The sequence below is a fragment of the Streptomyces sp. NPDC053432 genome, from assembly GCF_055585365.1.
This window is the reverse complement of sequence record NZ_JBVJKF010000005.1, coordinates 339,910-365,901: the sequence shown is the minus strand read 5'-3', so window position 1 is coordinate 365,901 and position 25,992 is coordinate 339,910. Positions and strand designations below refer to the sequence as shown.

The window sequence follows — 25,992 nt, the reverse complement described above, 5'->3', positions numbered from 1 at the left end:
AGCGGACGGAGAGTCCCGTGATCGTCGCGCTGATCATCGCCTGCGAGGCCGGCTTCTGGGTGCTGCTGGCGGCCGGCCTGGCCCTGCGCTACCTCGCGAAGCGCCCCGGGCTCGGGGCGGCGGTCCTGCTGTGCGAGCCCCTGATGGAGCTGGTCCTGCTGGTGGTCACCACGGTCGACCTCAAGAACGGTGCGGAGCCGGACTGGAAGCACGGACTGGCCGCCCTGTACATCGGCTACACCGTCGCCTACGGCCACTACACCGTCACATGGCTCGACGGCCACGCCGCGCACCGGCTGGCCGGGGGACCGAGGCCGGCCGGCCCCGGACACGGCAAGGCCCGGGCCGTCCACGAGTGGAAGCTGTGGCTGCGCACGGTCGTCGCCGCGGCCGTGGCCCTCGGCCTGCTCCAGGCCGCGATCGCGTACGTGGGCGACGCGGGCGACGTGAGCTCGCTCCGGGCCTGGCAGGCCGGTGCGCTGCGGGCGGTCGGCATCCACGCCCTGATCGCCGCCACGTACACGATCTGGCCGAAAAAGGCCCCTGCGGCGCAGGGGCCGCAGCCGGATCGTGTCCAGCCGGACGGCGTCCGGCCGGGTCGCCGCTAGCGTTCGCCGCCGGGGACCCACAGCACGTCGCCGACCTCCTTGTTGGCCACCCGCGCCAGGATGAACAGGAGGTCGGACAGGCGGTTGAGGTAGGTGGCGGTCAGCGGGTTCATCACCTCGCCGTGCACCTCCAGCGCCGCCCAGGTGGAGCGCTCGGCGCGGCGGACGACGGTGCAGGCCTGGTGCAGCAGGGCCGCGCCGGGGGTGCCGCCGGGGAGGATGAAGCTGCGCAGCTTCTCCACCTGCTCCAGGTACGTGTCGCAGTCCGCCTCCAGCTTGTCGACGTAGAACTGCTCCACGCGCAGCGGCGGGTACTCCGGGTTCTCGACGACGGGGGTGCACAGGTCCGCGCCGACGTCGAACAGGTCGTTCTGCACGCGGACCAGGACCTTCACGACCTCCGCGGGCAGGCCGCCGAGCGCGATCGCCGTCCCGATGGCCGCGTTGGCCTCGTTGGCGTCGGCGTACGCGGAGATCCGCAGGTCGGTCTTGGCCGTACGGCTCATGTCGCCGAGGGCGGTCGTGCCCTTGTCGCCGGTACGGGTGTAGATGCGCGTGAGGTTCACCATGCGGCCAGGGTAGACGGGGCCGCCGGGGAAATTCCGGGCGCGGTGGCGCCCGCCCCCCGTACTGTCGGGCGGTGATCCGGGGAAGGAACAGATTGACCGACTTCTACGCGATACGGCTGCGGGCCGAGGCGCTCCAGCAGATCGACCTCCTGGCCGGCTTCCTCGCCGCCTGCCACCGGGACAGCCCGGACGTCCGGCGCGAAGTGGACGAGTGCGCCGGGCGCGGGCGGGCCCTGGCGGCCGAGGGGCGCGTGGGCGAGGCCTGGGACCGTGTCCTCGACCTGCGCGACCACGCGCACCCCTGGACCGGGCACCCGCACCACCCCGGGGAGCCCGGCGCCGCCGAATACGACGCCAGGGTCTGGGACTACACGAAGGACCTGCTGCGCGAGGAGCTCGCGGCCGGGGACCGCCGCGTTCCCGAGGCCGCTCACACCCTCTCGATGCTGGGCTACCTCCGCCGCACGGTCTGTTCGCTGCCCGGCGCCGACGAGCGGGCCAGGGCGGACGCCCACTACATCCACGGACGCGGCGTCATGGCCGTCGAACTCGGACATCCGGGGCCGGCGCGCAGGGAACTGGAGCGGCTGCGCGAGCTGGCCCGCCGGTTCGAGGAGGACGACCCCGACCGCGACGACGCGTGAACTGTGAGGCAGCGCACGGCTGCTGGGCCGGACCGGTGTGATGTCCGTCATCTGAGACGTGACGCGTGTTACTTCAGGGTCACTCCGCGCCGCACGGGCGCTAGTCTCCGCCGGAGTGGCTACGAGACCGGGCCCTGACGGGGCCGGGGTCCAATCGAGAACTTGGGGTGTGCAGTGGCTGGGAAGCTCGCCGTCATCGGTGCCGGGCTGATGGGTTCCGGAATCGCTCAGGTTTCCGCTCAGGCGGGTTGGGACGTCGTGCTGCGCGACGTCACCGACGCGGCGCTGACCCGGGGCACGGACGGGATCAAGGCCTCCTACGACAAGTTCGTCTCCAAGGGCAAGCTGAGCGCCGAGGACGCCGAGGCCGCGCTCGCCCGCATCACGACCACCACCGACCTCGACGCCGCCGCCGATGTGGACATCGTGGTCGAGGCCGCCTTCGAGAAGATCGAGATCAAGCACGAGATCTTCCGTGCCCTCGACAAGATCGTCCGCGAGGACGCGATCCTCGCCTCCAACACCTCCGCCATCCCGATCACCAAGATCGCGGCGGTGACGGAGCGCCCGGAGCGGGTCGTCGGCGCGCACTTCTTCTCGCCCGTCCCGATGATGCAGCTCTGCGAGCTGGTCCGCGGCTACAAGACGAGCGACGAAACCCTCGCGGCCACCCGCGCGTTCGCCGAGTCCGTCGGCAAGACCTGCATCGTCGTCAACCGCGACGTCGCCGGTTTCGTGACGACCCGTCTGATCTCCGCGCTGGTCGTGGAAGCCGCGAAGCTCTACGAATCGGGCGTGGCCTCCGCCGAGGACATCGACATCGCCTGCAAGCTGGGCTTCGGTCACGCGATGGGCCCGCTGGCCACCGCCGACCTCACCGGCGTCGACATCCTGCTCCACGCCACCAGCAACATCTACACCGAGTCGCAGGACGAGAAGTTCGCGCCGCCGGAGCTGATGCGCCGCATGGTGGACGCCGGCGACATCGGCCGCAAGAGCGGACAGGGCTTCTACAAGCACTGAGCCGCCGGCCCCAGGCCGGGCCGAGCGGGCCCGGCCACTGAGCACCAGTTCGAACGCCATCACCCGTCGGGGTGAATTAGGTATCGGTTCGCTCACGGTCGGCAACTTCCCTGCCCGTGCGGCAGTCAGTTGCAGTGAGAGTTGCCGACCACGGACCAGTCGGACCATACGTACGCGGTACTGCCGGGAGCACACATGCACATCAGGGGCGACCACGCCGAACTCGCTGTCGGGGGCCGCCTCGACGTGCGCAGCGCGGCGGACGCCCGTACGGCCCTCCACACCGCCCTCGACGACGGACACGGCGACCTCGTGCTCGACCTGACCGGACTCGACTCGTGGGACGCCACGGGACTCGGCGTGATCATGGGTGCGCACCGGCGGGCCGGCCGGACCGGACGGCGTCTCGTCCTGCGCGGGGTACCGCCCCAGATGCAGCGGCTGCTCGTGGCGACCCGGCTGCACCGGATCCTCGCGATCGAGGGCGGCCTGGAGGCCGAGTCCCTTCCCCGGGTCTGACCCGCCGCGGCCACGGTGACCACGGTGACCGCCCCGACCCCAGGCCCGCCACCTGCACATTTCCTGCGGAAACGTAACGGTCCGGTGGTGATGGCACCCCTGCGGTTCCCCGCACGACCGGCCACCGTCTAGGGTTCGGGCGGAAACCGGACCAGTAGCGAGAGCGGCGTGTGCGAAGGCCGGGCGGGAAGACGGCGACGGCGCGCAGCGCGATCGGGGGACTTGGTCATGGACCTTACGCAGGGGCAGACCGATCCGGAGAAGCGTTCCGGAGCGGCGGCCGGACGGTCCGCCGGTGCACCCGCGTCCGCGTCCGCCTCCGCTTCCGCGCCCGCCGCGCGGCTGGTCCGCCTGACCGCGGGTGAATACACCCTCGCCGTCAACCCCGTCGACGGCAGCGAGATCGAAGTGCTGCGCCCCGGCACCGACGCCGGCCGCCCCGCCAAGCGCGACGCGGCCTCCCGCGCCGCCCGGGACACCGCCGCTCGCCCGCCCGCGCTGCCCGGACCGCCGATACCCGCCCGGCCGCTCCTCGGGCGCGAGCAGGAACGCGATCGGCTCGTCGGGCTGCTCGCCCGCGGCCGCTCCGTACGGCTGACCGGCCCCGCCGGATCCGGGCGCACCACCCTGCTCGACGCGGTCGCCGCCCGCTGCGCGAACCTCGCCCCCGACGGCGTCGTACGCCTCTCCGGCCACGGGCACCAGCAGTCCGGCGAGCTCCTCCAGGCCCTGTACTCCGCCGTGTACGAGGCCCCGCGCGAGCGGCCCGACCGGATCACGCTCCTCGCCCGGGTCCGGGACATCGGCGCCATCGTCCTCCTCGACGACCTGGACCTGAGCGGCAACGCCCTCGACGAGCTGCTGCGCGCCACCCCCGAGTGCGCCTACCTGCTGGCCGCGACCCCCGAGGCCAAGGGCGCCGCCGACGACGCGCACCTCGAAGAGGTCTTCCTCGACGGCCTCGGCAAGGCCGAGTGCACCGCGCTCCTGGAGGCGGGCGTCGGACGCCGGCTGACCGAGCCGGAGGCGGCCTGGGCGGCCGACCTGCGGTTCGCCTCCGAGGGGCTGCCGCTGCGCTTCGTACAGGCCGCCGCGCTGCTGCGGCAGCGCGACGAGCTCAACCACAGCGAGACGGACGATTTCGAGGAAGAGCCCGGCGTCTTCGAGGAACGCCCCCGCGGCGGTGCCCACGTCCCGCTCCCCACGCTCGCCGAGGGCGCGGCCCCGGCCGAGCTGCTGGCCTCGCGGGTCAGCGAGTCGGCGCGCGCGGCCCTGCGGATCGCGTGCGCGCTGGGCGGGGAGATGCCGCACCACACGCACCTGCCGGCGCTGGTGGGGGACACCCACGCGGACTCGGCGGTGGCGGAACTGCTCGCCTGCGGGCTCCTGACCCCGGTCGGTGCCCGCTACCGGCTCGCCGAGGGCGTCGCACGCCAGCTGGAGGAGGCCGGGTACGGGGACACCGCCGCCGAGGAGGCCCGTACGGCCGCCCGGCACTACGCCTGGTGGACCGGCCACGCGTCGGTGACCCCCGAGCGCGTCGCGGTGGAGGCCGAGGCGGTGCTCGCCGCGCTGGGCGGCGCGGACGTGGTGGCGGCGGTGCTGCTCGCGCGGACGGCCGCTCCGGCGTTCGCGGCCTCGCTGCACTGGGAGGCGTGGGAGCGGGTGCTGCGCGCGGGCGCGGAGGCCGCGCGCAAGGCGGGGGAGGTCGCCGAGCAGGCGTACTTCCACCACGAACTCGGCGTGCTCGCCCTGTGCGAGGCACGGCTGGACCGGGCGCGGGCCGAGCTGGAGACGTCGATCGGGCTGCGGGGCGCGCTGGCCGACAAGCGCGGCACGGTGGCCGGACGGCGGGCGCTGGCACTGGTGGTGGACCGCGAGGCGGCGGGGGTGACGTCGTCCCCGCCGCTGCGCCTGGAGCCCCCGGCGGCGACGGGTGGTCAGGCGGCCCGCCCCGGCCCCGGCAACGCGGCACGCTGGGCGGGCACGGGCGGCGGTGGCCCGGCCGGGCAGGGCGGCCCCGGTGCCGGCGCCCCCGCCGGGCAGGGCGGTACGGCCGGGCTCGCACTGCGCGGGCCGGGCGCGGCCGGTGCGGGCGTTCCCGGTGTTCCCGGTGTTCCGGGTGTTCCTGACGGTGCGGACGGCGGTCCGGGTGTTCCCGGGGGTACGGACGGCCTTCCCGCGGGTCCGGTGGGCGCGGGCGGCGCCGCGGGTGCCGCCGCCCTGCCCGGCCCGGGCGGTGCGGTCGGGGCGGCGGGCGGACTCACGCTGCGCGGGCCGGGCGCGGCCGGCGGCCGGGGCACGGCCGGGGCCGGGAGCGCGGCCGCCTCCGCGGAGGGCCGGGCCGGCTCGGCCGGCCCCGCGGGCGACGCGTCCGCCGGGCGCGGTGGCGCCGGCACGGCCGGAACCTCCGCCGGCTGGCCCGCGGTCCGTGGCCCCGGCGTCGGCGGCGCGAAGGGGGCGGGGAGCACCGGGGCGGTGACGTCGCCGTTGCCCGTGCCGGTCTCGCCGGAGGCGGTGACGCGGGTGACCCCCGTGGTGCCCGTGCTGCGGGGTACGGACACGCCCACGACGCTGTCCGCGGTGTTCGAGGACGCGTTCCCGCTGGACCCCAAGCCCACCACCGCCCCCGAACCGGAGCCCGCCGCGCGGCCGGACGCGGACCGCGGCCGTCGCCGCACGGTGCTGCTGGCCGCGGCCGGTGCGCTGACCGTGGTGGCGCTGGGCACCGTCGTGAGCCTCTCCATGAGCTCCGAGGACACCGCGCCCCCGGCGAAGAGGCCCTCGGTGTCGGGGAACCCGACCCGGGTCGCCCCGTCGTCCGCGCCCGGCACCACCGACTCCGCCGTACCGCCGCCCGTGGCACCCGCCACGTCGGAATCCCCGGCGCCGGGAGAGAGCACCGCGCAGACCACCCCGGGCAGGACCCCGTCCCGCAAGCCGTCCGCGAGCCCGGCGAAGAGCCGGCCGCCGTCCTCGGCCTCGCAGCCGCCGGCGACGTCCGCGGAGCCGACGCCCACGCAGTCGAGCCCGTCCCCGTCGGCCTCCGGGGGCCCCACGCCCTCGGCGAGCGCGACGGGCCCGCAGCCGGGCACCCCGTAGGGCGCCCCGGCGTACGGGCCCGTCGCGTCGGCCTCAGAACAGGCGGAGCTTGTCGTCCTCGATGCCGCGCATGGCGTCGTAGTCCAGGACCACGCAGTCCATGCCGCGGTCCGTCGCCAGCACCCTCGCCTGCGGCTTGATCTCCTGCGCCGCGAACACGCCGCGGACGGGGGCCAGGTGCGGGTCGCGGTTCAGCAGCTCCAGGTAGCGGGTCAGCTGCTCGACGCCGTCGATCTCGCCGCGCCGCTTGATCTCCACGGCCACGGTCGCGCCGGAGGAGTCCCGGCACAGGATGTCCACCGGGCCGATGGCCGTCATGTACTCGCGGCGGATCAGCGTGTAGCCCTCGCCCAGCGTTTCGATCCGGTCCGCGAGGAGCTCCTGGAGGTGCGCCTCCACGCCGTCCTTGATCAGGCCGGGGTCGACGCCGAGTTCGTGGGACGAGTCGTGGAGGACTTCCTCCATGGTGATGATGAGTTTCTCGCCCGCCTTGTTGACGACCGTCCAGACACCGGCCTCGTCACCGTTCCCCTCCTTGAGGGTGCACGGGGGCGACATCCAGTTGAGCGGTTTGTACGCCCGGTCGTCCGCGTGGATCGAGACACTGCCGTCGGCCTTCACGAGGATCAGACGGGGTGCCGAGGGCAGATGGGCGGTGAGCCGGCCCGCGTAGTCGACGGAGCAGCGGGCAATGACGAGACGCATGGTCGGCAACGCTACTCGACGGGGAGGCCTCCACGCGATTCGCCCCTGAAAGCCCCCTTCGCCGATGGCGCGTTGTATGCGCATTCTCCTGGTGCGTCACCCATGGGGCGCCTACCGTGGTGAGCGGGAGGTTGCGGAGCGTGCACGCTGCGTCGCGATCTCCTTCCCTGCCCGTAAGGCTCCGGCAACCCAATGGGCCGGGGCCGCGAGAGGAGAACCCATGTCGCTCGACGTCTCACCGGCCCTACTCGAACAGGCCGAGCGAGGCGAGGTCGACGAAGCCGCCTTCGTCGACTGCGTCCGGACCTCCCTGCCCTATGCCTGGGAGATGATCAGCTCGCTGGTGGCCCAGCTGAAAGTGGACGGCGGAGAGTTCGCCGACAACCAGACGCCGCCGCCGGACGAGCAGGCGCGTGGGCAGCTGCTGCGCGCTCTTGCGAGTGACGCGATACGAGGTGCCCTGCAGCGGCACTTCGGAGTGCGCCTGGCATTCCAGAACTGTCACCGGGTAGCGGTGTTCCCGCTCGATTCCTCGGTGGACGACCGGCTGGCCAAGTTCACTTCGATCCGCGGTCAGCTGCTCAACCAGTCACCGGAACTGCGCGACTGCTAGCCAGTCCCGTCCGTACCACCCGCACCACCAGTACTGCCCTCCGGCGGACTCAGCCGAGACGGGGCAGGACCTCGGCGCCGAGGCGCCGTACGTTCTCCTCCGTCGCGGCGAGGTCCCCGGAGCCCTCCGTCAGGAGGGCGAAGCGCGTGATGCCGGTCCGGGCGGACGTGGCCGCCAGCCGGTCCGCCGCCAGGGCCGGGGTTCCCACCGGGTGCAGGTCGCACAGCAGTTCCGTGTACGCGACGGGATCCCGCATCGAGCGGAGCCGGCCGTCCACCGTCACGTGCGCGTCCAGCCCCTGCCTCAGCCAGCCCGGCATCGACTTCAGCAGCGTTTCGCGGGCGTCGGCCGTGCTGTCCGCCAGCTGGCACACCCCGGCGGACACGTGCCCCGCGCCGGCCACGACGTCCCGCGAGTGGCCCGCCGCCAGGGCGGTGCGCCGCCACAGCGCGACCATCTCCGCCTTCTCCTCGTCCCCGCAGTGCATGCCGAGCAGCATCGGCAGCCCCCGCTGCGCGGCGAGCCGGACCGACTCCGGCGACGTGCAGGCCACGATGACCTCCGGTCCCGTCCCGTCCCCGTCGATGGCTTCCGAGGGGCGCGGTACGACGGCCACCTCGCGGAAGCCGTACCGATCGCCGTCCGCTCCCACGCGGGGCTCGGCCAGCCAGCGCCGCAGCAGGTCCAGCGCCTCCGGGAAGCCGTTCTCGTACGAGTCCAGGCCGCCCCCGAAGACCTCAAGGTCCACCCACGGCCCACCGCGGCCGACACCGAGCGTGAACCGGCCGCCGGAGGTCAGGTGCAGCAGGGCGGCCTGCTCGCCGAGGGCCACCGGGTGCGCGTTCGGCAGCACGCTCACCGCCGTGCCCACCCGCAGCCGCCGGGTCCGGCCCAGCAGCAGCGCGGCCAGGGTCACGGCCGAGGGGCACACCCCGTACGGGACGAAGTGGTGCTCGGCGAGCCAGACCGCGTCGAGCCCGGCCTCCTCGGCCACTTCCGCCGTCCGCACCGCCCGGTGCAGTGCCTCGCCCTGTCCCTGGCCCGGGAACTGGGCTGCCAGTACAAACGCTCCTACGCGCATCGCCTTTAGCCTCCTCGCGGCTGACGCGGCCTCCCCCAGGTGGACCGGTTCTTCCTATGGCAACAACGTCTGACACGTGCCAAAGGCACGGGCTGACAGGAAAGTTATTGGGATTGTCGGGCCATCTCCCGTCGAGCGGCCGCCTTCTCCGACCACCCTGCGGGTTGCGGGGCTCGCTGCGCGTAGTCTGGGAGAAAGTCCCTGCCGCCCGCTCATCCGTGAGGTATACGTGTCACCGCGCCACAACCGCCCCCGAGGCGGCGAGACCCCGGAGGAACGCCCCAGCACCGGCTTCGACCGGTACGGGCTGGAGCGCACCGAGGAGTACCTGGGCGAGGACTGGAAGGTGCGGCACGTCGCGGGCGCGAGCGCGGCGGGCAAGCGCTACCGCTGCCCCGGCTGCGACCAGGAGATCCCCTCGGGCACCCCGCACCTGGTGGCCTGGCCGGAGTACGGCGGCGTGGACGACCGGCGGCACTGGCACAAGGCCTGCTGGAACGCGAAGGACCGCCGCACCTCGAAGGTGCAGCGGTCCCGCAACGCGCCCAGGTACTAGGCCGTCACCTGGAACTCCCCGGCGCTCAGACGTCCCGGCGGCCGACCGCCACGTAGGAGGCGGTCACCGCGGCGCCGGTGACCAGCAGGATGAGCACCAGGTGGGAGAGGTCGCTGGTCGGGACACCCATGTCGGCCCCGGCCGGCATGCCGAACAGCTTCATCAGCGCCACCGGCGCGTTGTGCCGCAGGATCGTCGCGCCGATGGGCTGGAGCGCCTCCCAGCTGCTGAGCATCCCGCCTATCACCGGGGGCAGCGTGACCACGCCGAGCATCACCGCGATCGCCCCGGCCGAGTGGCGCAGCAGCGCGCCCACGGCCAGCGCGAGCACGCCCAGCAGCGTCACGTAGAAGGCGCCCGCGACCGCACCGAGCCACTCGGCGGCCGCGTGCGGTCCGGCGGCGGAGCCGTCGTGGACGAACGCGGCGAAGATGCCGACCAGGAAGACGGAGCCGGCGGTGGTGAGGAAGGCCGTGAGGCCGAAGACGAGGTACTTGGCGGTGAGCACCCGGTGCCGGTCGGGCGCGGCCGTGAAGGTGGTCCGGGCGAGACCGGTGGCGTGCTCCGAAGTGATCGTCAGTACGCCGAGGACCATCACCGCGAGCTGTCCCACCAGCAGGCCGAAGAGGGCAGGGGTGGTGAAGGAGATCTCCGCGTAGTCCCGGTCCACGGTCTGCGCGACGAACAGCAGCCCGATGCCGACCACGGTCGCGACGAGGGCGCCGAGCGTCCACAGGGTGGAGCGGACCGAGATCATCTTCGTCCACTCCGAGGCCAGCGCGTGCCCCAGGTGCGGCCGCGGTGTCGGCAGCGGCGAGCTGTAGGTGGCCGGGGCGGTCATCGTGCGTCCTCGGGGTCGTTCTTGACGGCGCCGGCGAGCCGGCCGGGGTCGCTGGGCATCAGGAAGGGCCGCCCACCCGCTCCGGGCGGCGGGGGAGCGAAGAACCCGGCCTGCGGGACCTCCGGCGCCGCCGCGTCCTCCTCCCACGCCGGGACCGTGAGCGGCTCCGGCTCCCACAGCTCGGCCCGGGGGTCCTCGGTGGAGGTGTACTCGACGGAGGACTGGGTCATCCGCATGTACGCCTCCTCCAGCGAGGCCCGGTGGGGCGACAGCTCCCACAGCCGTATGCCGGCCGCGTGCGCGAGGTCGGAGATCCTCGGCAGCTCCAGGCCCGTCACGCGCAGTGCCCCGTCGGCCTCCTGCAGGACCCGGCCGCCCGCCTCGCGCAGGACCGCACCCAGTGCGTCCCGGCCACCGGGGCCGGTGTCGGCCGCGCGGACCCGAGCGAATCCGGCCGAGTTGTGCGTGATGAATTCCTGCGTGCCCATGTCGGCCAGCAGCCGGCCCCGGCCGATGACGATCAGGTGGTCGGCGGTCAGGGCCATCTCGCTCATCAGGTGCGAGGAGACGAAGACGGTACGGCCCTCGGAGGCGAGCCGCTTCATGAGGTTGCGCACCCACAGGATGCCCTCGGGGTCGAGACCGTTGACCGGCTCGTCGAACAGCAGCACCTGGGGGTCGCCGAGCAGGGCGGTGGCGATGCCGAGCCGCTGGCCCATGCCGAGCGAGAAGCCCTTCGTACGCGTGCCCGCGACGTCCTGGAGACCGACCACGGCCAGCACCTCGTCCACCCGCCTCTCGGGGATGCCGGAGAGCTGGGCGATCGACAGCAGGTGCTTGCGCGCCCGGCGGCCGCCGTGCACGGCCTTGGCGTCGAGCAGGGCACCGACGTGGCGCTGGGCGTTCGGCAGCTCCCGGAAGGGGTGGCCGTTGATGGTGACCCGGCCGGACGTGGGCCGGTCCAGGCCGAGGATCATGCGCATGGTGGTGGACTTCCCGGAGCCGTTCGGGCCCAGGAATCCGGTGACGTGACCCGGCTTGACCTGGAAGGACAGCTGGTCGACGGCGGTCTTGGCGCCGTAGCGCTTGGTCAGGCCGACTGCCTCGATCATCTTTACTGCCCCTTACCAGGCCGGGACGACTCTCGCCCGCGTAAGGCTTAAGAGGATAACGAGCTTCCCGTGGTTCCGTCCCGGGCCGATCCCCGAGCCGGCCCCTGAGACCGACCCGGGGATGACCCGTAGTCCTTGAGACGGAGGCGGGACTCAGGCGTCCCTCTTCTTGAGGACGAGGTAGCCCCCCAGTACGGCGGCCAGTGCCCACAGCGCCATGATCCCGAGACCGCCCCAGGGCCCGTAGGGCGCGTCGGCGTCCGCGGCCGTCACGGTCTGCATGATCGCGGAACCGGCCATGTTGGGCAGGTACTGGGCGATCTTGCGAGTGGCGTCGACCAGGTTGAGGACGATGGGCAGGATCAGGATGAAGCTGATCAGGATCGAGATCGAGGCGGCCGAGTTCCGCAGCATCATCGAGACGCCGATCGCGAAGACCGCCAGCAGGGCCATGTACAGGCCGACACCGATCACCGCGCGCAGGACGTTCTCCCCGTCCAGCCCGGTGGAGTGGTCGCCGAGGAGCGCCTGGCCCAGGAAGAACGACAGGAAGCCGGTGGCCAGGCCCACCACCAGGGCCAGGGCGGCGGCGACGCCGACCTTGCCGAGCAGCAGGCTCCCGCGGTGGGGAACGGCGGCGAGGGAGGTGCGGATCATGCCGGTGCCGTACTCGCTGCCGACCACGAGCGCGCCGAAGACGAGCATCGCGAGCTGCCCCAGGAGCATCCCGGAGAAGCTCATCTGCGTGGCGTCGAAGGTGATCTGTTCGCCCTTGGGCATGTCCTCGAAGGTCGCGTTGACCGCGGCGCACAGCCCGGCGCTCATGCCGACGGTGACGGCCAGGGCGGAGACGAGGGTCCAGGTGGTGGAGGCGACCGTGCGGATCTTGGTCCACTCGGACTGAAGGACGGCGGGGAAGGAGGGCACGGTCACTCGCCGCCCTTGCGCGTCGCCTCGAAGCCGGCGCCCCACGCGGGGACGTCGGCCGGCCGGGCCGGACCGCCCGCGATCCCCGCGGGCACGGGCGCGCCCGGAGCGTGGGCGTGGTACTCGACGGAATCCGCCGTCATGCGCATGAACGCTTCCTCCAGTGAAGCCCGTTGCGGGCTGAGTTCGTGCAGCACGATCTGGTGCTGGGCGGCGAGCTCGCCGAGCCGCTCCGACTCCACACCGTCGATCTCCAGCACGCCGGTCGCGGGGACGCTGACGGCCTGGATGCCGGCCTCGTGGAGGACGTCCTTCAGACGCTCCTGCTGAGGCGAGCGCAGTCGTACGTAACTGCGCGAGTTCTGTCGGATGAAATCGGCCATCGACAAATCAGCCAGCAGCTTTCCCTGTCCGATGACGACCAAATGGTCTGCGGTCAGGGCCATTTCGCTCATCAGGTGGGACGAAACGAAGATCGTCCTGCCCTCGGCCGCCAAGCCCTTCATCAGATTGCGGATCCAGAGAATTCCCTCCGGGTCCAGACCATTGACGGGTTCGTCGAACATCAGGATTTCCGGATCACCCAGCAGCGCGGAGGCGATTCCGAGGCGCTGGCCCATGCCCAGTGAAAATCCTTTGGCCTTCTTCTTCGCCACGGCCGTCAGTCCGACCAGGTCCAGCACCTCGTCGACCCGGCGCTTCGGGATCCGGTTCGACTGCGCGAGGCAGAGGAGGTTGTTGTACGCGCTGCGACCGCCGTTCATGGCTTTCGCGTCCAGCAGCGCCCCGATGTACTTCAGCGGCTCCTGCAGGTCCCGGTAGTGCTTCCCGTCGATCCGGACCGTGCCGCTGGTCGGGTTGTCGAGGTCCAGCATCATGCGCATGGTCGTGGACTTGCCCGCCCCGTTGGGGCCGAGGAAGCCGGTGACCACCCCCGGTCTGACCTGGAAGCTGAGGTTGTCCACGGCGGTCTTCGCGCCGAATCGTTTGGTGAGGCCCTCGAGCTCGATCATGCAGGCCACGCTAGAACGCCGAAGGGCCGTACGCCACCTACGAAAGGTGACGCACGGCCCATGCTTTGGTCGCGAAGCGGGCGAACCGTACCGCCCGGTAACCGCGGCCGGGGCGTCAGCGGGTCTGCTGCGCCGGGACGCCGCGGGAGACGGGCTCGTCGTCGACGATCGGGTTGGCCGCCGCGACGGCCGCACCGGTCAGCGTCGCCAGCATCTCGCGGACGTTCGTCAGCTGGGCGTTGATCGAGTCGCGGCGGTTGGTGAGCGCCGCCAGCTCGCGCTCGGACTCGCTGCGGATGCGGTCCGCCTTGGCGTTGGCGTCCGCCACGATGTCCTCGGCCTGGCGCTGCGCGGTCTCCACCGTCTGACGGGCCCGGCGCTCGGCGTCCGTACGGAGCTTCTCGGCCTCCAGGCGCAGCTGCTCGGCGCGGTGCTCGATCTCGGCGAGGCGCTTCTCCGCCTTCGCCTGGCGCGAGGCCAGGTCGCGCTCGGACTGCTCGCGGCGCTTGGCCAGGTTCGTCTCGAAGTCCGCGGCGGCCTGGGCGGCCTTGGCGCGGGTCTCCTCGAACAGGGCGTCGGCCTCCTCGCGCTTGGAGGCCGCGTCCTTCTGGGCCTCGGAGCGCAGGGTGGCGGCATCGCCCTTGGCCTTCTCGACGATGCGGACGCCCTCGTCCTCGGCCTTCGCCTTGCGGTCGGCGGCGAACGACTCGGCGTCGTTGCGCACCTGCTGGGCGGCCGACTCGGCGAGCTCGCGGTGCTGCTCGGCCGCGCGACGGGCCTCCTCGCGCAGGTCCTTCGCCTCCTCCTCGGCCAGGCGCAGGATCTTCTCGACCCGGGCACCGAGGCCGGCGTACGACGGCTCGGCGTCGCTCACCTGGGCCTGGGCGTTCTGCGTTTCGAGGTGCAGCTCCTCGATCCGCTTTTCCAGAGAGTTGATACGTCCAAGGGCGCTGTCGCGGTCGGAGACCAGCTTGGTAATGCGGTCGTCCACCTGACCGCGGTCGTAACCGCGCCGCACGAGCTCGAAGCCGAAGGGGGAGGAAGGGTCGCTCATGGGGTTCCTGTCGAATGAGACCGATGAGGTGCTACGTGAGGTGTTAGGGGAATCCTAGGCGCCAGGACGGCGTGTCTTCGAGTCAATCCGCGATTGATCTGGACAATGACACCCCTTTTGAGTGGCAAGGCGACAGAAAGCTTGTCACTCGTTCGCCTGAACCACCGTCAGAAGCACACTCACCGCTCGCGGACTACCCCTCCGACGACTTCCCACCCGAACGAGTGGAACCCGCAGTCGCGCCGGCCTTCGCTCCCCCCGAACCCTGGCTGCCGATCGACGGCTTCGCGCCGCCCGAAGGCGCCTCGAATGATTCCAACGCCTCAAGAACGTCCTGGACACGGGAGATCTCGCCCTGGATGTCCTGCCGCCTGCGCACCAGGACCTCCAGCTCCCGGCGGCCCTCCTCGACGAGCCGCTCGGCCTCCGCCTTCGCCTCGGCCAGGGCGTTCTCCGCCTCCCGGGCCAGTTCCGCCTTCTTCTGCTCGGCCTCCTTGAGCAGCGCCTCGGCCTTGCGCACCGCGGCGATGCGCACCTTGCTCGCCTCGCTGCTCGCGTCCGACACCAGCGCCTTGGCCTTCGCCTCGGCCTCGACGCTCTGCTCGGTCGCCGCGCGCACCAGCTTGTCCACGCGTTCGCCGGCCGACTTCATCTGCTCGGCCGACTCCCGGCGGGCCCGCTCGTGCAGCTCCTCGACCTCCGACTCGACGCGGCTGCGCAGCTCCTCCGCCCGTTCCCTTATGGCTGCGGCGTCCGACCGCGCGCCGACCAGCAGCTCGTCCGCGTCCGTACGGGCCTTCTCCACCAGGGAATTGCCCTCGACGGTCGCCTCCGAGGTGATCCGCGCGGCCTCCTTGCGGGCCGCGTCGACCATCGCGTCAGCCTGCTCCTCGGCGCCCGTGGTGGCGGCCAGGGCCTGCTTCGCCGCCTCGGCCGTCAGCTTGTCGGCCTCCGCCGCCGCCTCGGTGATGAGCCGGTCGACCTGCTCCGCGGCTTCGCTGCGGCGCTTGTTCGCCGCCTCGCGCGCCTCGTCCAGCAGCCGCTCGGCATCCGTACGGGCCTCGGCACGGATGCGCTCGGCCTCGGTCGCCGCCTCCGCCTTGACCCGCTCGGCCTCCGACCGGGTCCGGGTGGCGTGCTCCTGCGCCGAGGACAGGGACTCCGCCGCCTCCGCGCGCAGCCGTTCGGCCTCGTTCGCGGCCTCGCCGACCGTCCGCTCGTTCGCCTTGAGGGTCTCGGCGGTGAGCTTCTCGGCCTCCGACACGGCTTCGGTGATGAGCCGGTCCGCCTGCTCGGCGGCCTCGGTGCGCAGCCGGTTGGCCTCGGCGCGGGCCTCGTCGAGGGTCCGCTCGGACTCCCGCTCGGCGCTCGCCAGCGTCTCGTTCGCCGCGGCCGTGACGCGCTCCGCCTCCGCGGTGGCCTCGCCGATGATCCGGCCGCCCTCCGCCCGCGCGTCCTCCAGGACCTTCGCCGCCTCGGCGACCGTGGCCTCGTTGGCCACGCGGGTCTCGTCGACCAGCCGGTCGCCCTCGGTGCGGGCGTCGACCAGCACGCGCGCCGCGTCCCGCTCGGCCGCGACCAGCGTCTCGGCCGCCTGGGCCGTGAGCCGCTCCGCCTTCGCGCGCAGCGCCTCCGCGGCCGCCTCGGCCTCGCCGACGGCCGCCGCGTTCGCGGCTCGGGTCTCCTCCGTGAGCCGCTCGGCCTCGGCAGTGGCCTCCGTGATGAGCCGGTCCGCCTGCTCGGCGGCCTCGGTGCGCAGCCGGTTGCCCTCGGCGCGGGCCTCGTCCAGGATGCCCGCGGCCTCGGCGCGGGTGGCCTCCGCGGCCTCGGCGGCCTCGCGGGTCAGCCGCTCGGCCTCCGCCTCGGCCTCGGCGACGGTCGCCGCGTTCGCGGCGCGGGTCTCCTCGGTGTGCCGCTCCGCCTCCGCGGTGGCCTCGGCGGTGATCCGCGCGCCCTCGGCGCGGGCCGCCTCCAGGGACTCCGCCGCCTCGCCGCGGATCCGGTTCGCGTCCTCGCGGGCGTCCGCCCGGGTACGGGCCGCGTCCCGCTCGGAGGCGGCCAGCGCGTCCGTGGCCTCCGTGCGCACCCGCTGCGCGTACTCCGCCGTGTCGCTGCGCAACTGCTCCGCCTCGGCGATCGCGTCGGCGACCGTGCGCTCGGCCAGCGCCTTCGCCGCGTCCGTCTCGGTGCGGGCCTCGCTGCGGATCCGGTTGGCGTCCTCGGTGGCGCGCTCGCGTTCCGCGTACGCGTCGGCGCGGACCCGCCCGGCCTCTTCCTCGGCCTCCGTCCTCGTACGCTCCGCCGCGTGCTCGGCGGCGCTGCGCAGCCCGCTGACCTCTTCCTCGGCCTGCTCGTGCAGACCGGCCACGGCGTCCCGTACCTGCTGGGCGGTGGCCTCAGCCGCCGACACCAGCTCCGCGGCGCGGCTCTCGGCCTCCTCGGTCAGGCGGGCCGCCTCGGCCTGCGCCTCCTCCGAGCGGCGGCGGGCCGCGGCCAGCAGCTCCTCGCTCTGCTCGCGGGCCTGTGCCCGCTCCTGGTCGGCGTCGGTCCGCGCCGACGCCAGGGTCTCCTCGGCCTCCCGGCGGCGCCGGGCGGCCTCCTCCTGCGCGGCGGCCAGCGCCTCCGCGGCCTCCGCGGCGACCCGCTCGGCCGCCGCCTTCGCCTCGGCGCGCAGCCGGTCCGCGGTCTCCAGCGCCTCGGTGCGCACCCGCTCGGCCTCGGTCTCGGCCTCGCTGCGCAGGCGTACGGCCACCTGCTCGGCCTCCGCGCGCACCCGGCCCGCGTCGTCCGCGGCGTCGGTGCGCAGCTGGTCGGCCTCGGCCTCCGACTGCGTCTGGAGCGCGCGGATCCGCTCGGCGGCCTCGGCGCGCAGCCGGTCGGACTCCTCCGCCGTCTCCCGGCGGATGTTCTCCGCCGCCGCGCGGGCGTCGCGCAGCGTCTGCTCGGCCGTGGCCAGCCGGCCCTCGGCGTCGGTGTGCAGGCGACCGAGCTCCTCGTCGGCCTCCGCCCGCTTCGCGGCCAGCGCCTGCTCGGTCTCCTCGCGGCGGGCGAGGGCGGCCGCCTCCGCCTCGGCCAGCGCGGCCTGCGCCTGCTCCTCGGCCTCGGCGCGCATCCGCTCCGCCTCGGCGCGGGTCCGCTCCAGGGTCTCCTCGGCCTGCTTGCGCAGCGTGCCGGCCCGCTCGACGGCCTCGGCGCGGACCCGCTCGCTCTCGGCGGTCGCCCCGCCGCGCAGCTCGTCCGCGTCCGCCTTGGCCTTGCCGAGCAGCTCCTCGGCGGTCCGGGCGGCCTCCTCGATCTGCTGGACCGCCTCGCGGCGGGCCTCGCCGCGGATCCGCTCGCCCTCGGCGACGGCCTCCGCGCGCAGCTGCTCGGCCTCGCCGCGCAGCCTGCGGGCCTCCTCCTGGAGTTCGACCGTACGGGCCCGGTACTCCTCGGTGTCGTCCTTCGCGGCGCCCTTGAGCTCATCGGCGGTCGCCGCCGCCTGGAGGCGCAGCCGGTCGGCCTCCGCCTCGGCCTCGCGGCGGATCCGCTCGGCCTCCTCGGACGCGGCGCGGGTGGTGGCCCTGGCGTCCTCGGACGCCTTGTTCAGTACGTCCTCGGCGGTGCGGGCCGCCTTCGCCAGCTGCGCCGCCATGTCCTCGGCGGCGGCCGTCCGGGCCAGCTCCCCGGCCTCGGTGCGCAGCCGCTCGGCCTCCGCGCGGGCGTCGGCCAGGGTGTGCTCGGCCTCCGCCTTGAGGGTCTCGGCCTCCTTGGTGGCCTCGCCGACCAGCCGGGCGACCTGCTCCTTGGCGGTGCGGGTGCGCTGCTCGTTGACGGACTCCGCCGACGAGAGCTGGCGGGCCGCGCTCTCCTTGGCCTCGGCGAGGAGCTTCTCGGCCTCGGCCCGGGCCGAGCGCAGCGCCGCTTCGGCCTCCTGCGCCCGCGCCTCGGCCACCCGGCCGAGATCCAGCGTCTGCTGCCGGGTCTGCTCGGCCTCGGCGGAGGTGGTGGAGCGCAGCCGCTCCGCGTGCTCGGTGGCCTCCTGGGCCTGCGCGGAGGCGGCGGTCAGCAGCCGCTCGGCCTCCTTGCGGGCGCGCAGCAGCGTGGCCTCGGCCTCCGCGCGGGTGGCTTCCGCGTCGGCGGCGATGCGGCGCCGGGTCTCCTCGGCGACGCGGGCGGCCTCGGCGCGGGCGGCGTTCAGGGACTGCTCGGCCTCGGCGCGGGACTCCTCCATGAGCCGGCGCGCCTGGGACTCGGTACGGGCGCGGAGCTGCTCGGCCCAGGCCACGTTCTCGTTGACGTGCGCCTCGACGGTCTGGCGGCGCTCGTTGAGCTCCTGGTCCAGCCGCTGGCGGCGGTTGACGGCCTCGGCGTGCAGCTCGGCCTGGAGGCGTGCCTGGTGCTCGGCGTGCTCCTGGAGGATGCGCTGGGTCTGCGCCCGGGCGTCGCGGAGCTCGCGCTCGGCGTCGGAGCGCATCTGGTCGGCCTGGATCTGGGCGTTGCGGAGCAGTTGCTCCGCCTGGTAGCCCATGTCCGCGCCGTCGTAGGCGGGTCGGGACGCCAGGGCCCGTCGCACCTCGTGGAGCTTGGCGCGCAGCACCTCGACCTGGTAACCCAGGTCCTCAGCGTGCTGGACGGCCTTCCCGCGCTCCTTCTTCAGCCGCTCCATCTCGGCCTCGAAGCGCGAGAGATGGTCGGCCTCGGCCTGATGGCTCTCCTGGCTTTCGTAGCCCCGCACAGCGCGGTCCCATCCGTCCCCTGGTCGCAAGCTCACTCCCAATGAGCATCGCTCGCCCGCTGAACGACGCCCCCGGGGGAATGGTGTCAGATACCGGGGCAGAGCTCACAGGCTCCGACCCCGTCTCCGCACCGAACCCCGGCCGAGCCATGGCCACTCTACCGGCCGGGGATACGGGACATCAGTGCGCTCTTGCGGCATCTGCGGATGCCGCGCCCGCGGCAATTCCCCCGCGGGGTCCAGGGAGGGGTGATTTGCGGCGTTCAGCCACTGATGCGGAGCGTATGGGTCCGGAAGGGCGGGCCGTCGGGCGTGTGATCAAGGAAACGCGCGGTGTCCGTACGGCGGACGGCACACCACGGCCGGTGGTGTGCCGCGACGCGGGGCCGTCAGTGCTGGTCGGCCGGCCGGTCGGGGGCCGAGGTGACCAGCTCCGTCAGCACGCCGTGGCAGTCCTTGGGGTGCAGGAAGGTGATCGAGGAGCCCATGGAGCCGGTGCGGGGCTGGTCGTAGAGGACGCGGACGCCCTTGCCGCGGATGGCCTCCGAGTCGCCGAGGACGTCCTCGGTGCCGAAGGCGATGTGGTGGACGCCCTCGCCGTTCTTCGCCAGCCACTTGCCGACCGCGGAGTCCTCGCGGGTGGGCTCCAGGAGCTGGAGGTAGGAGGCGCCGCCGTCCGAGGTCCCGTTGATCTTGAGCATGGCCTCGCGGACGCCCTGTTCCTCGTTGACCTCGGAGTGGAACACCTCGAAGCCGTACGTGGCACGGTAGAACTCGACGGTCTTGTCCAGGTCGAAGCAGGCGATCCCGATGTGGTCGATTCTTGTCAGCATGGGACCAGTGCACCGCCCGCGGGGGTGGTCACGCAACGTGCCAGCGATCACACCGACATGCCGGTGACGGCGCGGGTACCGCTCAGTACATTCGGGTAAACCCTCGTTCACTCCTCATCTTCAAGGGGCTGTGCCTCATGTCCGGAACGAACAACACCACGTCAGTGATCGTCGCCGGGGCCCGCACCCCCATGGGGCGGCTGCTCGGCTCGCTGAAGTCCTTCTCGGGTGCCGACCTCGGCGGTTTCGCCATCAAGTCCGCCCTGGAGCGGGCCGGAATCTCCGGCGACCAGGTCCAGTACGTGATCATGGGCCAGGTCCTCCAGGCCGGCGCGGGCCAGATCCCGGCCCGCCAGGCCGCCGTCAAGGCCGGCATCCCGATGAACGTCCCGGCGCTCACCATCAACAAGGTGTGTCTCTCCGGCCTCGACGCGATCGCCCTGGCCGACCAGCTCATCCGCGCGGGCGAGTTCGACATCGTGGTCGCGGGCGGCCAGGAGTCCATGACCAACGCCCCGCACCTGCTGCCGAAGTCCCGCGAGGGCTTCAAGTACGGCGCCATCGAGATGCTCGACGCGATGGCCCACGACGGCCTCACCGACGCCTTCGAGAACATCGCGATGGGCGAGTCCACCGAGAAGCACAACACCCGCCTCGGCATCGAGCGCGCCCCGCAGGACGAGTTCGCCGCGGCCTCCCACCAGCGGGCCGCCGCCGCGCAGAAGAACGGCGTCTTCGAGGCCGAGATCACCCCGGTCTCCATCCCGCAGCGCAAGGGCGACCCGGTCGTCTTCTCGCACGACGAGGGCATCCGCCCCGAGACCACCGTCGAGTCCCTCGGCAAGCTGCGCCCGGCCTTCGCGAAGGACGGCACCATCACCGCCGGCACGTCCTCGCAGATCAGCGACGGTGCGGCCGCCGTGGTCGTGATGAGCAGGGCCAAGGCCGAGGAGCTGGGCCTGGAGTGGATCGCCGAGATCGGCGCCCACGGCAACGTGGCCGGTCCCGACAACTCCCTGCAGTCGCAGCCGTCCAACGCGATCCTGCACGCCCTGAAGAAGGAGGGCCTGGAGGTCGGCGACCTGGACCTCATCGAGATCAACGAGGCCTTCGCGGCCGTCGCCGTGCAGTCAATGAAGGACCTCGGCGTGGACCCGGAAAAGGTGAACGTCAACGGCGGCGCCATCGCCCTGGGTCACCCGATCGGCATGTCCGGCGCCCGCGTGGTGCTCCACCTGGCGCTGGAGCTCAAGCGCCGCGGCGGCGGTGTCGGCGCGGCCGCGCTGTGCGGCGGCGGCGGGCAGGGCGACGCGCTGATCGTGCGCGTGCCGCAGGCCTGACGGCCGCAGTCCCATCCGGTCCGTACCCCAGAAGCACCCGAGGAGCGCAGCACGTATGACGGCGGTGGACGTCCCCCAGCTGGTGGCCCAGGCCCGTGAAGGCAGGCCGAGGGCGGTGGCCCGGCTGATCTCGCTGGTCGAGGGGGCGTCCCCGCAGCTGCGGGAGGTGATGGCTGCCCTGGCCCCGCTGACGGGCGGGGCGTACGTGGTGGGGCTGACGGGGTCGCCGGGCGTCGGCAAGTCGACGTCGACCTCGGCGCTGGTGACCGCGTACCGCAAGGCGGGGAAGCGGGTCGGCGTCCTCGCCGTCGACCCGTCCTCGCCCTTCTCGGGCGGGGCGCTGCTCGGTGACCGGGTGCGGATGTCGGACCACGCCTCGGACCCGGGCGTGTACATCCGGTCCATGGCCACCCGGGGGCACCTGGGCGGTCTGGCGTGGGCCGCGCCGCAGGCGATCCGGGTGCTGGACGCCGCGGGCTGCGAGGTGATCCTGGTCGAGACGGTCGGGGTCGGGCAGTCGGAGGTGGAGATCGCCTCGCAGGCAGACACCTCGGTGGTGCTGCTGGCCCCCGGGATGGGCGACGGGATCCAGGCCGCGAAGGCGGGCATCCTGGAGATCGGCGACGTGTACGTGGTGAACAAGGCCGACCGGGACGGCGCCGACGCCACCGCGCGGGAGCTGAACCACATGCTGGGCCTGGGCGAGGCGCGCGGCCGGGAGGACTGGCGGCCGCCGATCGTGAAGACGGTCGCGGCGCGCGGCGAGGGCGTCGACGAACTCGTCGAGGCGCTGGAGAAGCACCGGGCGTGGATGGACAAGCGCGGGGTGCTGGCCGAGCGGCGGGCCGCTCGGGCCGCGCGGGAGGTGGAGACCATCGCGGTGACCGCGCTGCGGGCGCGGATGGCCGATCTGCACGGGGACGCGCACCTGGACGCGCTGGCGGCGCGGGTCGCCGCGGGTGAGACCGATCCGTACGCGGCGGCCGACGCGTTGCTGGCCACGCTGACCGAGGGCTGAGGCCGGGCCGCGGGCCGCGGGCCGCTTGGGCGCGGGGCGGCCGGTGCGGGTGCCGTGCGGCGCCGTTGCCGGGGCGCTGCCCCGGACCCCGCGCCTCAAACGCCGGCGGGGCTGTAGAGCGGGGCTCCGCCCCGGACCCCGCGCCTCAAACGCCGGCGGGGCTGTAGATCGGGGCGCTGCCCCGGGCCCCGCGCCTCAAACGCCGGCGGGGCTGGGTTGGCCGGCCGGGGCTGCGCTGGGCGGCCGGGGCTGGGTTGGCCGGTCGGGCTGGGGTGGCGTCAGGGGTTGTTGTCCGAGGACGGCTGGGACACCGTCGCCTTTCCGGTGGTGGGGTCGACGTTCACGTCGGTGGTCTTGCCGCCCGACGTGACCTCGACGTGCCAGTAGCGGGCGCCGTCGCCGTCATCGTCGTCCCACTCCACCGACCAGACCTTCCCGGGGTGGGCGGCGAGGGCCGCCTTCATCGCCTGCTGGGCGGTGACCTCCGCGGCGAGGAGCGCCTTGTTCCCGCCGTTGTCGTCGTCGCCGTCGTCCGCGTTCTCGGTGAACACCTTGCCGCTGCGGGTGTCGACCGTCAGTTCCGCGTGCTTGCCGTTCCCGCCGATGACGTCGACGTGCCAGACCGCGTCGTCCTTCTCCACGGACTCGACGACGCCCGGGTACTTCTGCAGAGCCGCTTCCGCGGCCCCCTGGGCGTCCATGTCGGCCCGGGCCACCCCCGCGGGGCCGGTTCTCACCGTGTCGGCGGTCGCCGCTGCCGCGGCCGCCACCGGGCCTCCCGCGATCAGGACCACGGACGCGGCCGCACACACGTACGCGTTGCGTTTCATGGCTTGGACCTCCTCGGGCCGGCCATGACGCGCAGGGTGCCCGGCGATCGGCCGGCAGTGGGCGGACAGTGCCCATTGTCCGGCCGACCGGCGAGCGGCGCCCGGCGGGCCTCAGGCCTTGCCGCGGTTGGCGCGCAGGTGCTCGGCCACCGGGGTCAGGGAGGCGCGGACGGCCGCCAGGTCCTCCGGTGCCAGCAGGTCGATGAAGTGCCGACGGACCGATGCCACGTGGTGCGGGGCGACCTTGCGCATGGTCTCCATGCCCTGGTCGGTGAGGACCGCGTACAGGCCGCGGCGGTCGGACTCGCAGTTCACGCGGACGACCAGGCCGGCCGCCTCCATGCGCGTGATCTGGTGGGACAGCCGGCTCTTGGACTGCAGGGTGGCGGTCGCCAGATCGCTCATGCGCATCCGGTGGTCGTCCGACTCCGAGAGGTTCACGAGGATCTCGTAGTCGTTGTTGGTGAGCCCGAAGGGCTGGAGATCCTTCTCCAGCTGGTGCATCAGCAGCCTGCTGACGTCCAGGTGGGTGCGCCAGAGGCACTGCTCGGCGTCCGTCAGCCAGCGTGTGGCGGTCTCTGTCTCCATGGTCTCCATGAGTGAACTCTACCTAAGAAGTTGAATTACGTACAAAAAACCGGACGGGACGGTCGCGCGGATCACAGTCCGAGGCGTCGCTGCAGATCCCCCAGCTGCCCCGGCATCCGCGGCACGCCCAGCTGACCCAGCGGCCCCTGACCGGCCCCCGGAACGCCCTGCGCGTCACCCGTGGCCGCCCCGGCGCCGACCGCCCCCACGTTCTGCTCCGCCATGAGCATCTCCGAGGACTGCAGGAGCACCGTGCCGGCCCCCACGAACTCGAACTGGTGCTCCTCGCCCGAAGTTCCCCCGATGCCGGTCAGCGAGCGCAGCCCGCCCATGACGCCCGACATGTAGCCGTGGTCGTAGTGGTGGCACGGCGACGGGCAGTCCGCCCAGCCCACCAGCGCCTGCGGGTCCACGCGCAGCGGCGGCTCCATGAACACGACCGGGCCGTTGGACGCGGCCACGAACTTGCCGGTGCCGATCAGCGTAAGGAAGCCCGGGACGATCGACTGCTTCAGGGCGAGGGACGGCTGGTAGGCGAGCAGGTTGCCCGACCGGATCGTCAGGTTGCCCTTGTCCAGATCGTACGAGTTCACGTCGAAGGCCCGGTCGGCCAGCAGCATCTTGCCCTGCCCCTCGGCCACCACCCAGTCGCTGGCGTGCAGCGGCGAGTGGAAGCTGGTGCGCAGCAGGCGGTCGAAGCGGCCGTTGCCGATGCCGTTGAACTCGATGCTCCCGTAGTACGAGATCATCTTGCCCTTCTGCAGGAACCACTGGCTTCCCTTGAGTTCCACGCAGAAGGTGTACGCGTTCACGTTGTCGTCGGAAGGCAGTGAGTACGGGTCGAAGACCGTCGGGCCGCCGGGGCCGCCGGGGCCCGCGGGCGGGGGGCCGAAGCCGCCCTGGCCGGGGACCGGGGCCGAACCGTATCCGGATGCGGGTCCGTAGTTCACAGCTTTTCCTCCGAGGCCTGTACGTACACCGCGCCCTGACCGGACAGCTCCAGCTGGAACGCCTCACCCGAACCGCGCCCCACCATGTCCCGCCAGCCGAGCGCGGTGGAGAGCTTGTTGCGGACGTCCCCGTGGTGGGCGACGTACGCCTGCGGGTCCACGTGCACCGGCCGGTTCGGGTGGATCGGGAGCTCGATGACCCCGCCGTGGGCCATCACGGCCACCGAGCCGTGGCCCTTGAGGGTGGTGGTGAACAGGCCCTGGCCGGTCACCTGCCCGCGGACCATGCCCATGATCCCGCCCTGGGAGCCCATGAACATCGTGCCCTGCTGGAGGGTGCCGTCGAAGGCCAGCAACCGGTCCGCCTCGACGTACAGGGTCTCGCCGGTCAGGTTGATCACCTGGATGTGGTGGCCGCCGTGACCGAACATCACGGTGCCGCTGCCCTCGACCGACATCAACGGGGTCTGCTCGTTCGCCACGCGGCGCCCGATCATGCCCATCACCCCGCCCTGACCACCTGTCAGGCTCGGGGTGAAGGAGACCTCGCCGCGGTACGCGAGCATGGCGCCGCGCTGGCTGTACATCTTCTGCCCCGGGATCACCTGGGCCTCGACCATCTTCGAGTTGATCTCGCGGAACGGCATCAGATGTCGCCGCCGATCGTGTTGCGCTCGCTGGGCTGCACGTACACCAGGCCCTCGCCCTCGAAGCGGATCTGGAAGGCCTCGCCGGAGCCCTCGCCGATCAGCGTGCGGAAGTTCACGCCGGACTGGAAGGACTGCGAGAGGTTGCCGGTGTGCGCGATGTACGCCCCCGGGTCCACGGAGAGCGGGTACTGGGAGCTCACGCGGAGCACCACCGCCGGGCCGTCGGACATGATGGCCGCCTGCCCCGAACCCTCGACGGTCGTGGTGAAGAGGCCGTTGCCCGTCGTCGCTCCGCGCAGGCCGGTGAAGGTCGTGCCGGTGCGCAGCCCCGCGTCGGTGCACAGCAGGTTGCTGGACTCGACGTAGAGCTTCTCGCCGCGCAGATTGACGAGATTGATCTCACTCGCGCGGTCCGCGAAGAAGCAGGTGCCGTGCCCCTGCACCTCCATCACCGTCATCTGTTCGCCGGTCAGCCGGCGCGTCACCATGCCGCGCAGGCCTTCGCCGCCGCCGGTCATCTTCTTGAAGGCCATCTGCCCGTCGTACGCGACCATGGAGCCGTTCTTCGCTTTCACGGCATCCCCGGTCAGGTCGACGGCGAGCACCTTGCTGCCTTGGAGTCGGAACTGAGCCACGGGGAGACGTTATCGGCAGCGGGCGGACGCGAACAGGGCGCGGCGGCCGATATACGCCACACCC

At 72.8% G+C, this 25,992-nt stretch carries 24 protein-coding genes; 9 read left to right on the top strand and 15 right to left on the bottom strand.

Translation table 11 applies throughout. The features are described 5' to 3' along the window. The first annotated feature begins 17 nt into the window (after positions 1-17). Positions 18-608 (top strand): hypothetical protein, encoded by a 591-nt coding sequence (locus tag ACZ6Y1_RS12010; RefSeq protein WP_469626458.1) that lies wholly within the window; start codon positions 18-20, stop codon positions 606-608. Here ACZ6Y1_RS12010 and ACZ6Y1_RS12005 read toward each other — a convergent pair. After that, complete coding sequence (locus ACZ6Y1_RS12005) at positions 605-1,177, bottom strand: cob(I)yrinic acid a,c-diamide adenosyltransferase (protein ID WP_469626455.1); 573 nt, start codon at positions 1,175-1,177, stop codon at positions 605-607. The two genes, ACZ6Y1_RS12010 and ACZ6Y1_RS12005, sit on opposite strands and share 4 nt — an antisense overlap. 92 nt (positions 1,178-1,269) lie before the next feature. Here ACZ6Y1_RS12005 and ACZ6Y1_RS12000 point away from each other — a divergent pair, with 92 nt between their 5' ends. From ACZ6Y1_RS12000 to ACZ6Y1_RS11985, 4 genes are all read left to right on the top strand, one after another. Next, positions 1,270-1,821, top strand: coding sequence for a hypothetical protein (locus ACZ6Y1_RS12000; RefSeq protein ID WP_469626452.1), 552 nt, complete (start codon positions 1,270-1,272; stop codon positions 1,819-1,821). A gap of 174 nt (positions 1,822-1,995) precedes the next feature. Further along, entirely contained in the window at positions 1,996-2,844 is an 849-nt protein-coding gene (locus ACZ6Y1_RS11995; protein WP_469283031.1) for a 3-hydroxyacyl-CoA dehydrogenase family protein, read from the top strand. A gap of 195 nt (positions 2,845-3,039) precedes the next feature. Then, a complete protein-coding gene (locus ACZ6Y1_RS11990; RefSeq protein WP_030153791.1) occupies positions 3,040-3,363 on the top strand; it encodes an STAS domain-containing protein in 324 nt (107 codons plus the stop codon). A gap of 228 nt (positions 3,364-3,591) precedes the next feature. Next, positions 3,592-6,465: an ATP-binding protein gene (locus tag ACZ6Y1_RS11985; protein WP_469626446.1), complete on the top strand. Its 2,874-nt coding sequence runs from the start codon at positions 3,592-3,594 to the stop codon at positions 6,463-6,465. Positions 6,466-6,498: 33 nt separating this feature from the next. Here the strand turns inward: ACZ6Y1_RS11985 and nucS are convergent, their stop codons facing one another. Then, entirely contained in the window at positions 6,499-7,170 is a 672-nt protein-coding gene (gene nucS / locus ACZ6Y1_RS11980; protein ID WP_469626444.1) for an endonuclease NucS, read from the bottom strand. Between the two features lie 220 nt (positions 7,171-7,390). On the opposite strand from nucS, the gene ACZ6Y1_RS11975 reads away from it, so the two are divergent. Continuing rightward, on the top strand, positions 7,391-7,783 hold the full coding sequence (locus ACZ6Y1_RS11975; protein ID WP_365165872.1) for an SCO5389 family protein: 393 nt from the start codon (positions 7,391-7,393) through the stop codon (positions 7,781-7,783). A 49-nt stretch (positions 7,784-7,832) separates the two neighbouring features. Here ACZ6Y1_RS11975 and ACZ6Y1_RS11970 read toward each other — a convergent pair whose 3' ends face one another. Then, a complete protein-coding gene (locus ACZ6Y1_RS11970; RefSeq protein ID WP_469626438.1) occupies positions 7,833-8,864 on the bottom strand; it encodes an LLM class flavin-dependent oxidoreductase in 1,032 nt (343 codons plus the stop codon). Positions 8,865-9,093: 229 nt separating this feature from the next. On the opposite strand from ACZ6Y1_RS11970, the gene ACZ6Y1_RS11965 reads away from it, so the two are divergent. After that, the gene (locus ACZ6Y1_RS11965; protein ID WP_469626435.1) at positions 9,094-9,420 is read left to right on the top strand and encodes an ATP/GTP-binding protein; all 327 of its coding nucleotides are present in this window, start codon (positions 9,094-9,096) and stop codon (positions 9,418-9,420) included. Between the two features lie 25 nt (positions 9,421-9,445). Here the strand turns inward: ACZ6Y1_RS11965 and ACZ6Y1_RS11960 are convergent, their stop codons facing one another. The 7 genes from ACZ6Y1_RS11960 to mce form a co-directional block, all read right to left on the bottom strand. Continuing rightward, the gene (locus tag ACZ6Y1_RS11960; RefSeq protein WP_469626431.1) at positions 9,446-10,261 is read right to left on the bottom strand and encodes an ABC transporter permease; all 816 of its coding nucleotides are present in this window, start codon (positions 10,259-10,261) and stop codon (positions 9,446-9,448) included. Further along, positions 10,258-11,373: an ABC transporter ATP-binding protein gene (locus ACZ6Y1_RS11955; RefSeq protein WP_469626428.1), complete on the bottom strand. Its 1,116-nt coding sequence runs from the start codon at positions 11,371-11,373 to the stop codon at positions 10,258-10,260. The genes ACZ6Y1_RS11960 and ACZ6Y1_RS11955 overlap by 4 nt, the downstream gene beginning before the upstream one ends. Positions 11,374-11,526: 153 nt before the next feature. Beyond that, on the bottom strand, positions 11,527-12,300 hold the full coding sequence (locus tag ACZ6Y1_RS11950) for an ABC transporter permease (RefSeq protein WP_469626628.1): 774 nt from the start codon (positions 12,298-12,300) through the stop codon (positions 11,527-11,529). Between the two features lie 2 nt (positions 12,301-12,302). Then, positions 12,303-13,313: an ABC transporter ATP-binding protein gene (locus tag ACZ6Y1_RS11945; protein ID WP_469626425.1), complete on the bottom strand. Its 1,011-nt coding sequence runs from the start codon at positions 13,311-13,313 to the stop codon at positions 12,303-12,305. A gap of 115 nt (positions 13,314-13,428) precedes the next feature. Beyond that, the gene (locus ACZ6Y1_RS11940) at positions 13,429-14,367 is read right to left on the bottom strand and encodes a cellulose-binding protein (RefSeq protein WP_469626422.1); all 939 of its coding nucleotides are present in this window, start codon (positions 14,365-14,367) and stop codon (positions 13,429-13,431) included. 193 nt (positions 14,368-14,560) lie between these two features. Continuing rightward, complete coding sequence (gene scy, locus ACZ6Y1_RS11935; RefSeq protein WP_469626419.1) at positions 14,561-19,084, bottom strand: polarized growth protein Scy; 4,524 nt, start codon at positions 19,082-19,084, stop codon at positions 14,561-14,563. Between the two features lie 389 nt (positions 19,085-19,473). Then, on the bottom strand, positions 19,474-19,917 hold the full coding sequence (mce, locus tag ACZ6Y1_RS11930; protein ID WP_469626416.1) for a methylmalonyl-CoA epimerase: 444 nt from the start codon (positions 19,915-19,917) through the stop codon (positions 19,474-19,476). Between the two features lie 137 nt (positions 19,918-20,054). Here mce and ACZ6Y1_RS11925 point away from each other — a divergent pair, with 137 nt between their 5' ends. Further along, a complete protein-coding gene (locus tag ACZ6Y1_RS11925) occupies positions 20,055-21,257 on the top strand; it encodes an acetyl-CoA C-acetyltransferase (protein WP_469626412.1) in 1,203 nt (400 codons plus the stop codon). Positions 21,258-21,312: 55 nt separating this feature from the next. Then, positions 21,313-22,275, top strand: a complete 963-nt coding sequence (gene meaB, locus ACZ6Y1_RS11920; RefSeq protein WP_469626409.1) for a methylmalonyl Co-A mutase-associated GTPase MeaB — start codon at positions 21,313-21,315, stop codon at positions 22,273-22,275. Positions 22,276-22,553: 278 nt separating this feature from the next. Here the strand turns inward: meaB and ACZ6Y1_RS11915 are convergent, their stop codons facing one another. The 5 genes from ACZ6Y1_RS11915 to ACZ6Y1_RS11895 all read right to left on the bottom strand — a co-directional run bounded on the left by ACZ6Y1_RS11915 (position 22,554) and on the right by ACZ6Y1_RS11895 (position 25,928). Further along, the gene (locus tag ACZ6Y1_RS11915) at positions 22,554-23,105 is read right to left on the bottom strand and encodes a PepSY domain-containing protein (RefSeq protein WP_469626406.1); all 552 of its coding nucleotides are present in this window, start codon (positions 23,103-23,105) and stop codon (positions 22,554-22,556) included. Positions 23,106-23,216: 111 nt separating this feature from the next. Next, positions 23,217-23,693 carry a MarR family winged helix-turn-helix transcriptional regulator gene (locus ACZ6Y1_RS11910; protein ID WP_469626625.1) on the bottom strand — a complete coding sequence of 159 codons (477 nt, stop codon included), beginning with the start codon at positions 23,691-23,693 and terminating at the stop codon, positions 23,217-23,219. Between the two features lie 71 nt (positions 23,694-23,764). Continuing rightward, entirely contained in the window at positions 23,765-24,523 is a 759-nt protein-coding gene (locus ACZ6Y1_RS11905; RefSeq protein ID WP_469626622.1) for an AIM24 family protein, read from the bottom strand. 116 nt (positions 24,524-24,639) lie between these two features. After that, positions 24,640-25,290 (bottom strand): AIM24 family protein, encoded by a 651-nt coding sequence (locus tag ACZ6Y1_RS11900; RefSeq protein WP_469626403.1) that lies wholly within the window; start codon positions 25,288-25,290, stop codon positions 24,640-24,642. Then, positions 25,290-25,928, bottom strand: a complete 639-nt coding sequence (locus ACZ6Y1_RS11895; protein ID WP_469626400.1) for an AIM24 family protein — start codon at positions 25,926-25,928, stop codon at positions 25,290-25,292. Before ACZ6Y1_RS11895 ends, ACZ6Y1_RS11900 begins: the two co-directional genes overlap by 1 nt. Positions 25,929-25,992 lie beyond the last annotated feature (64 nt).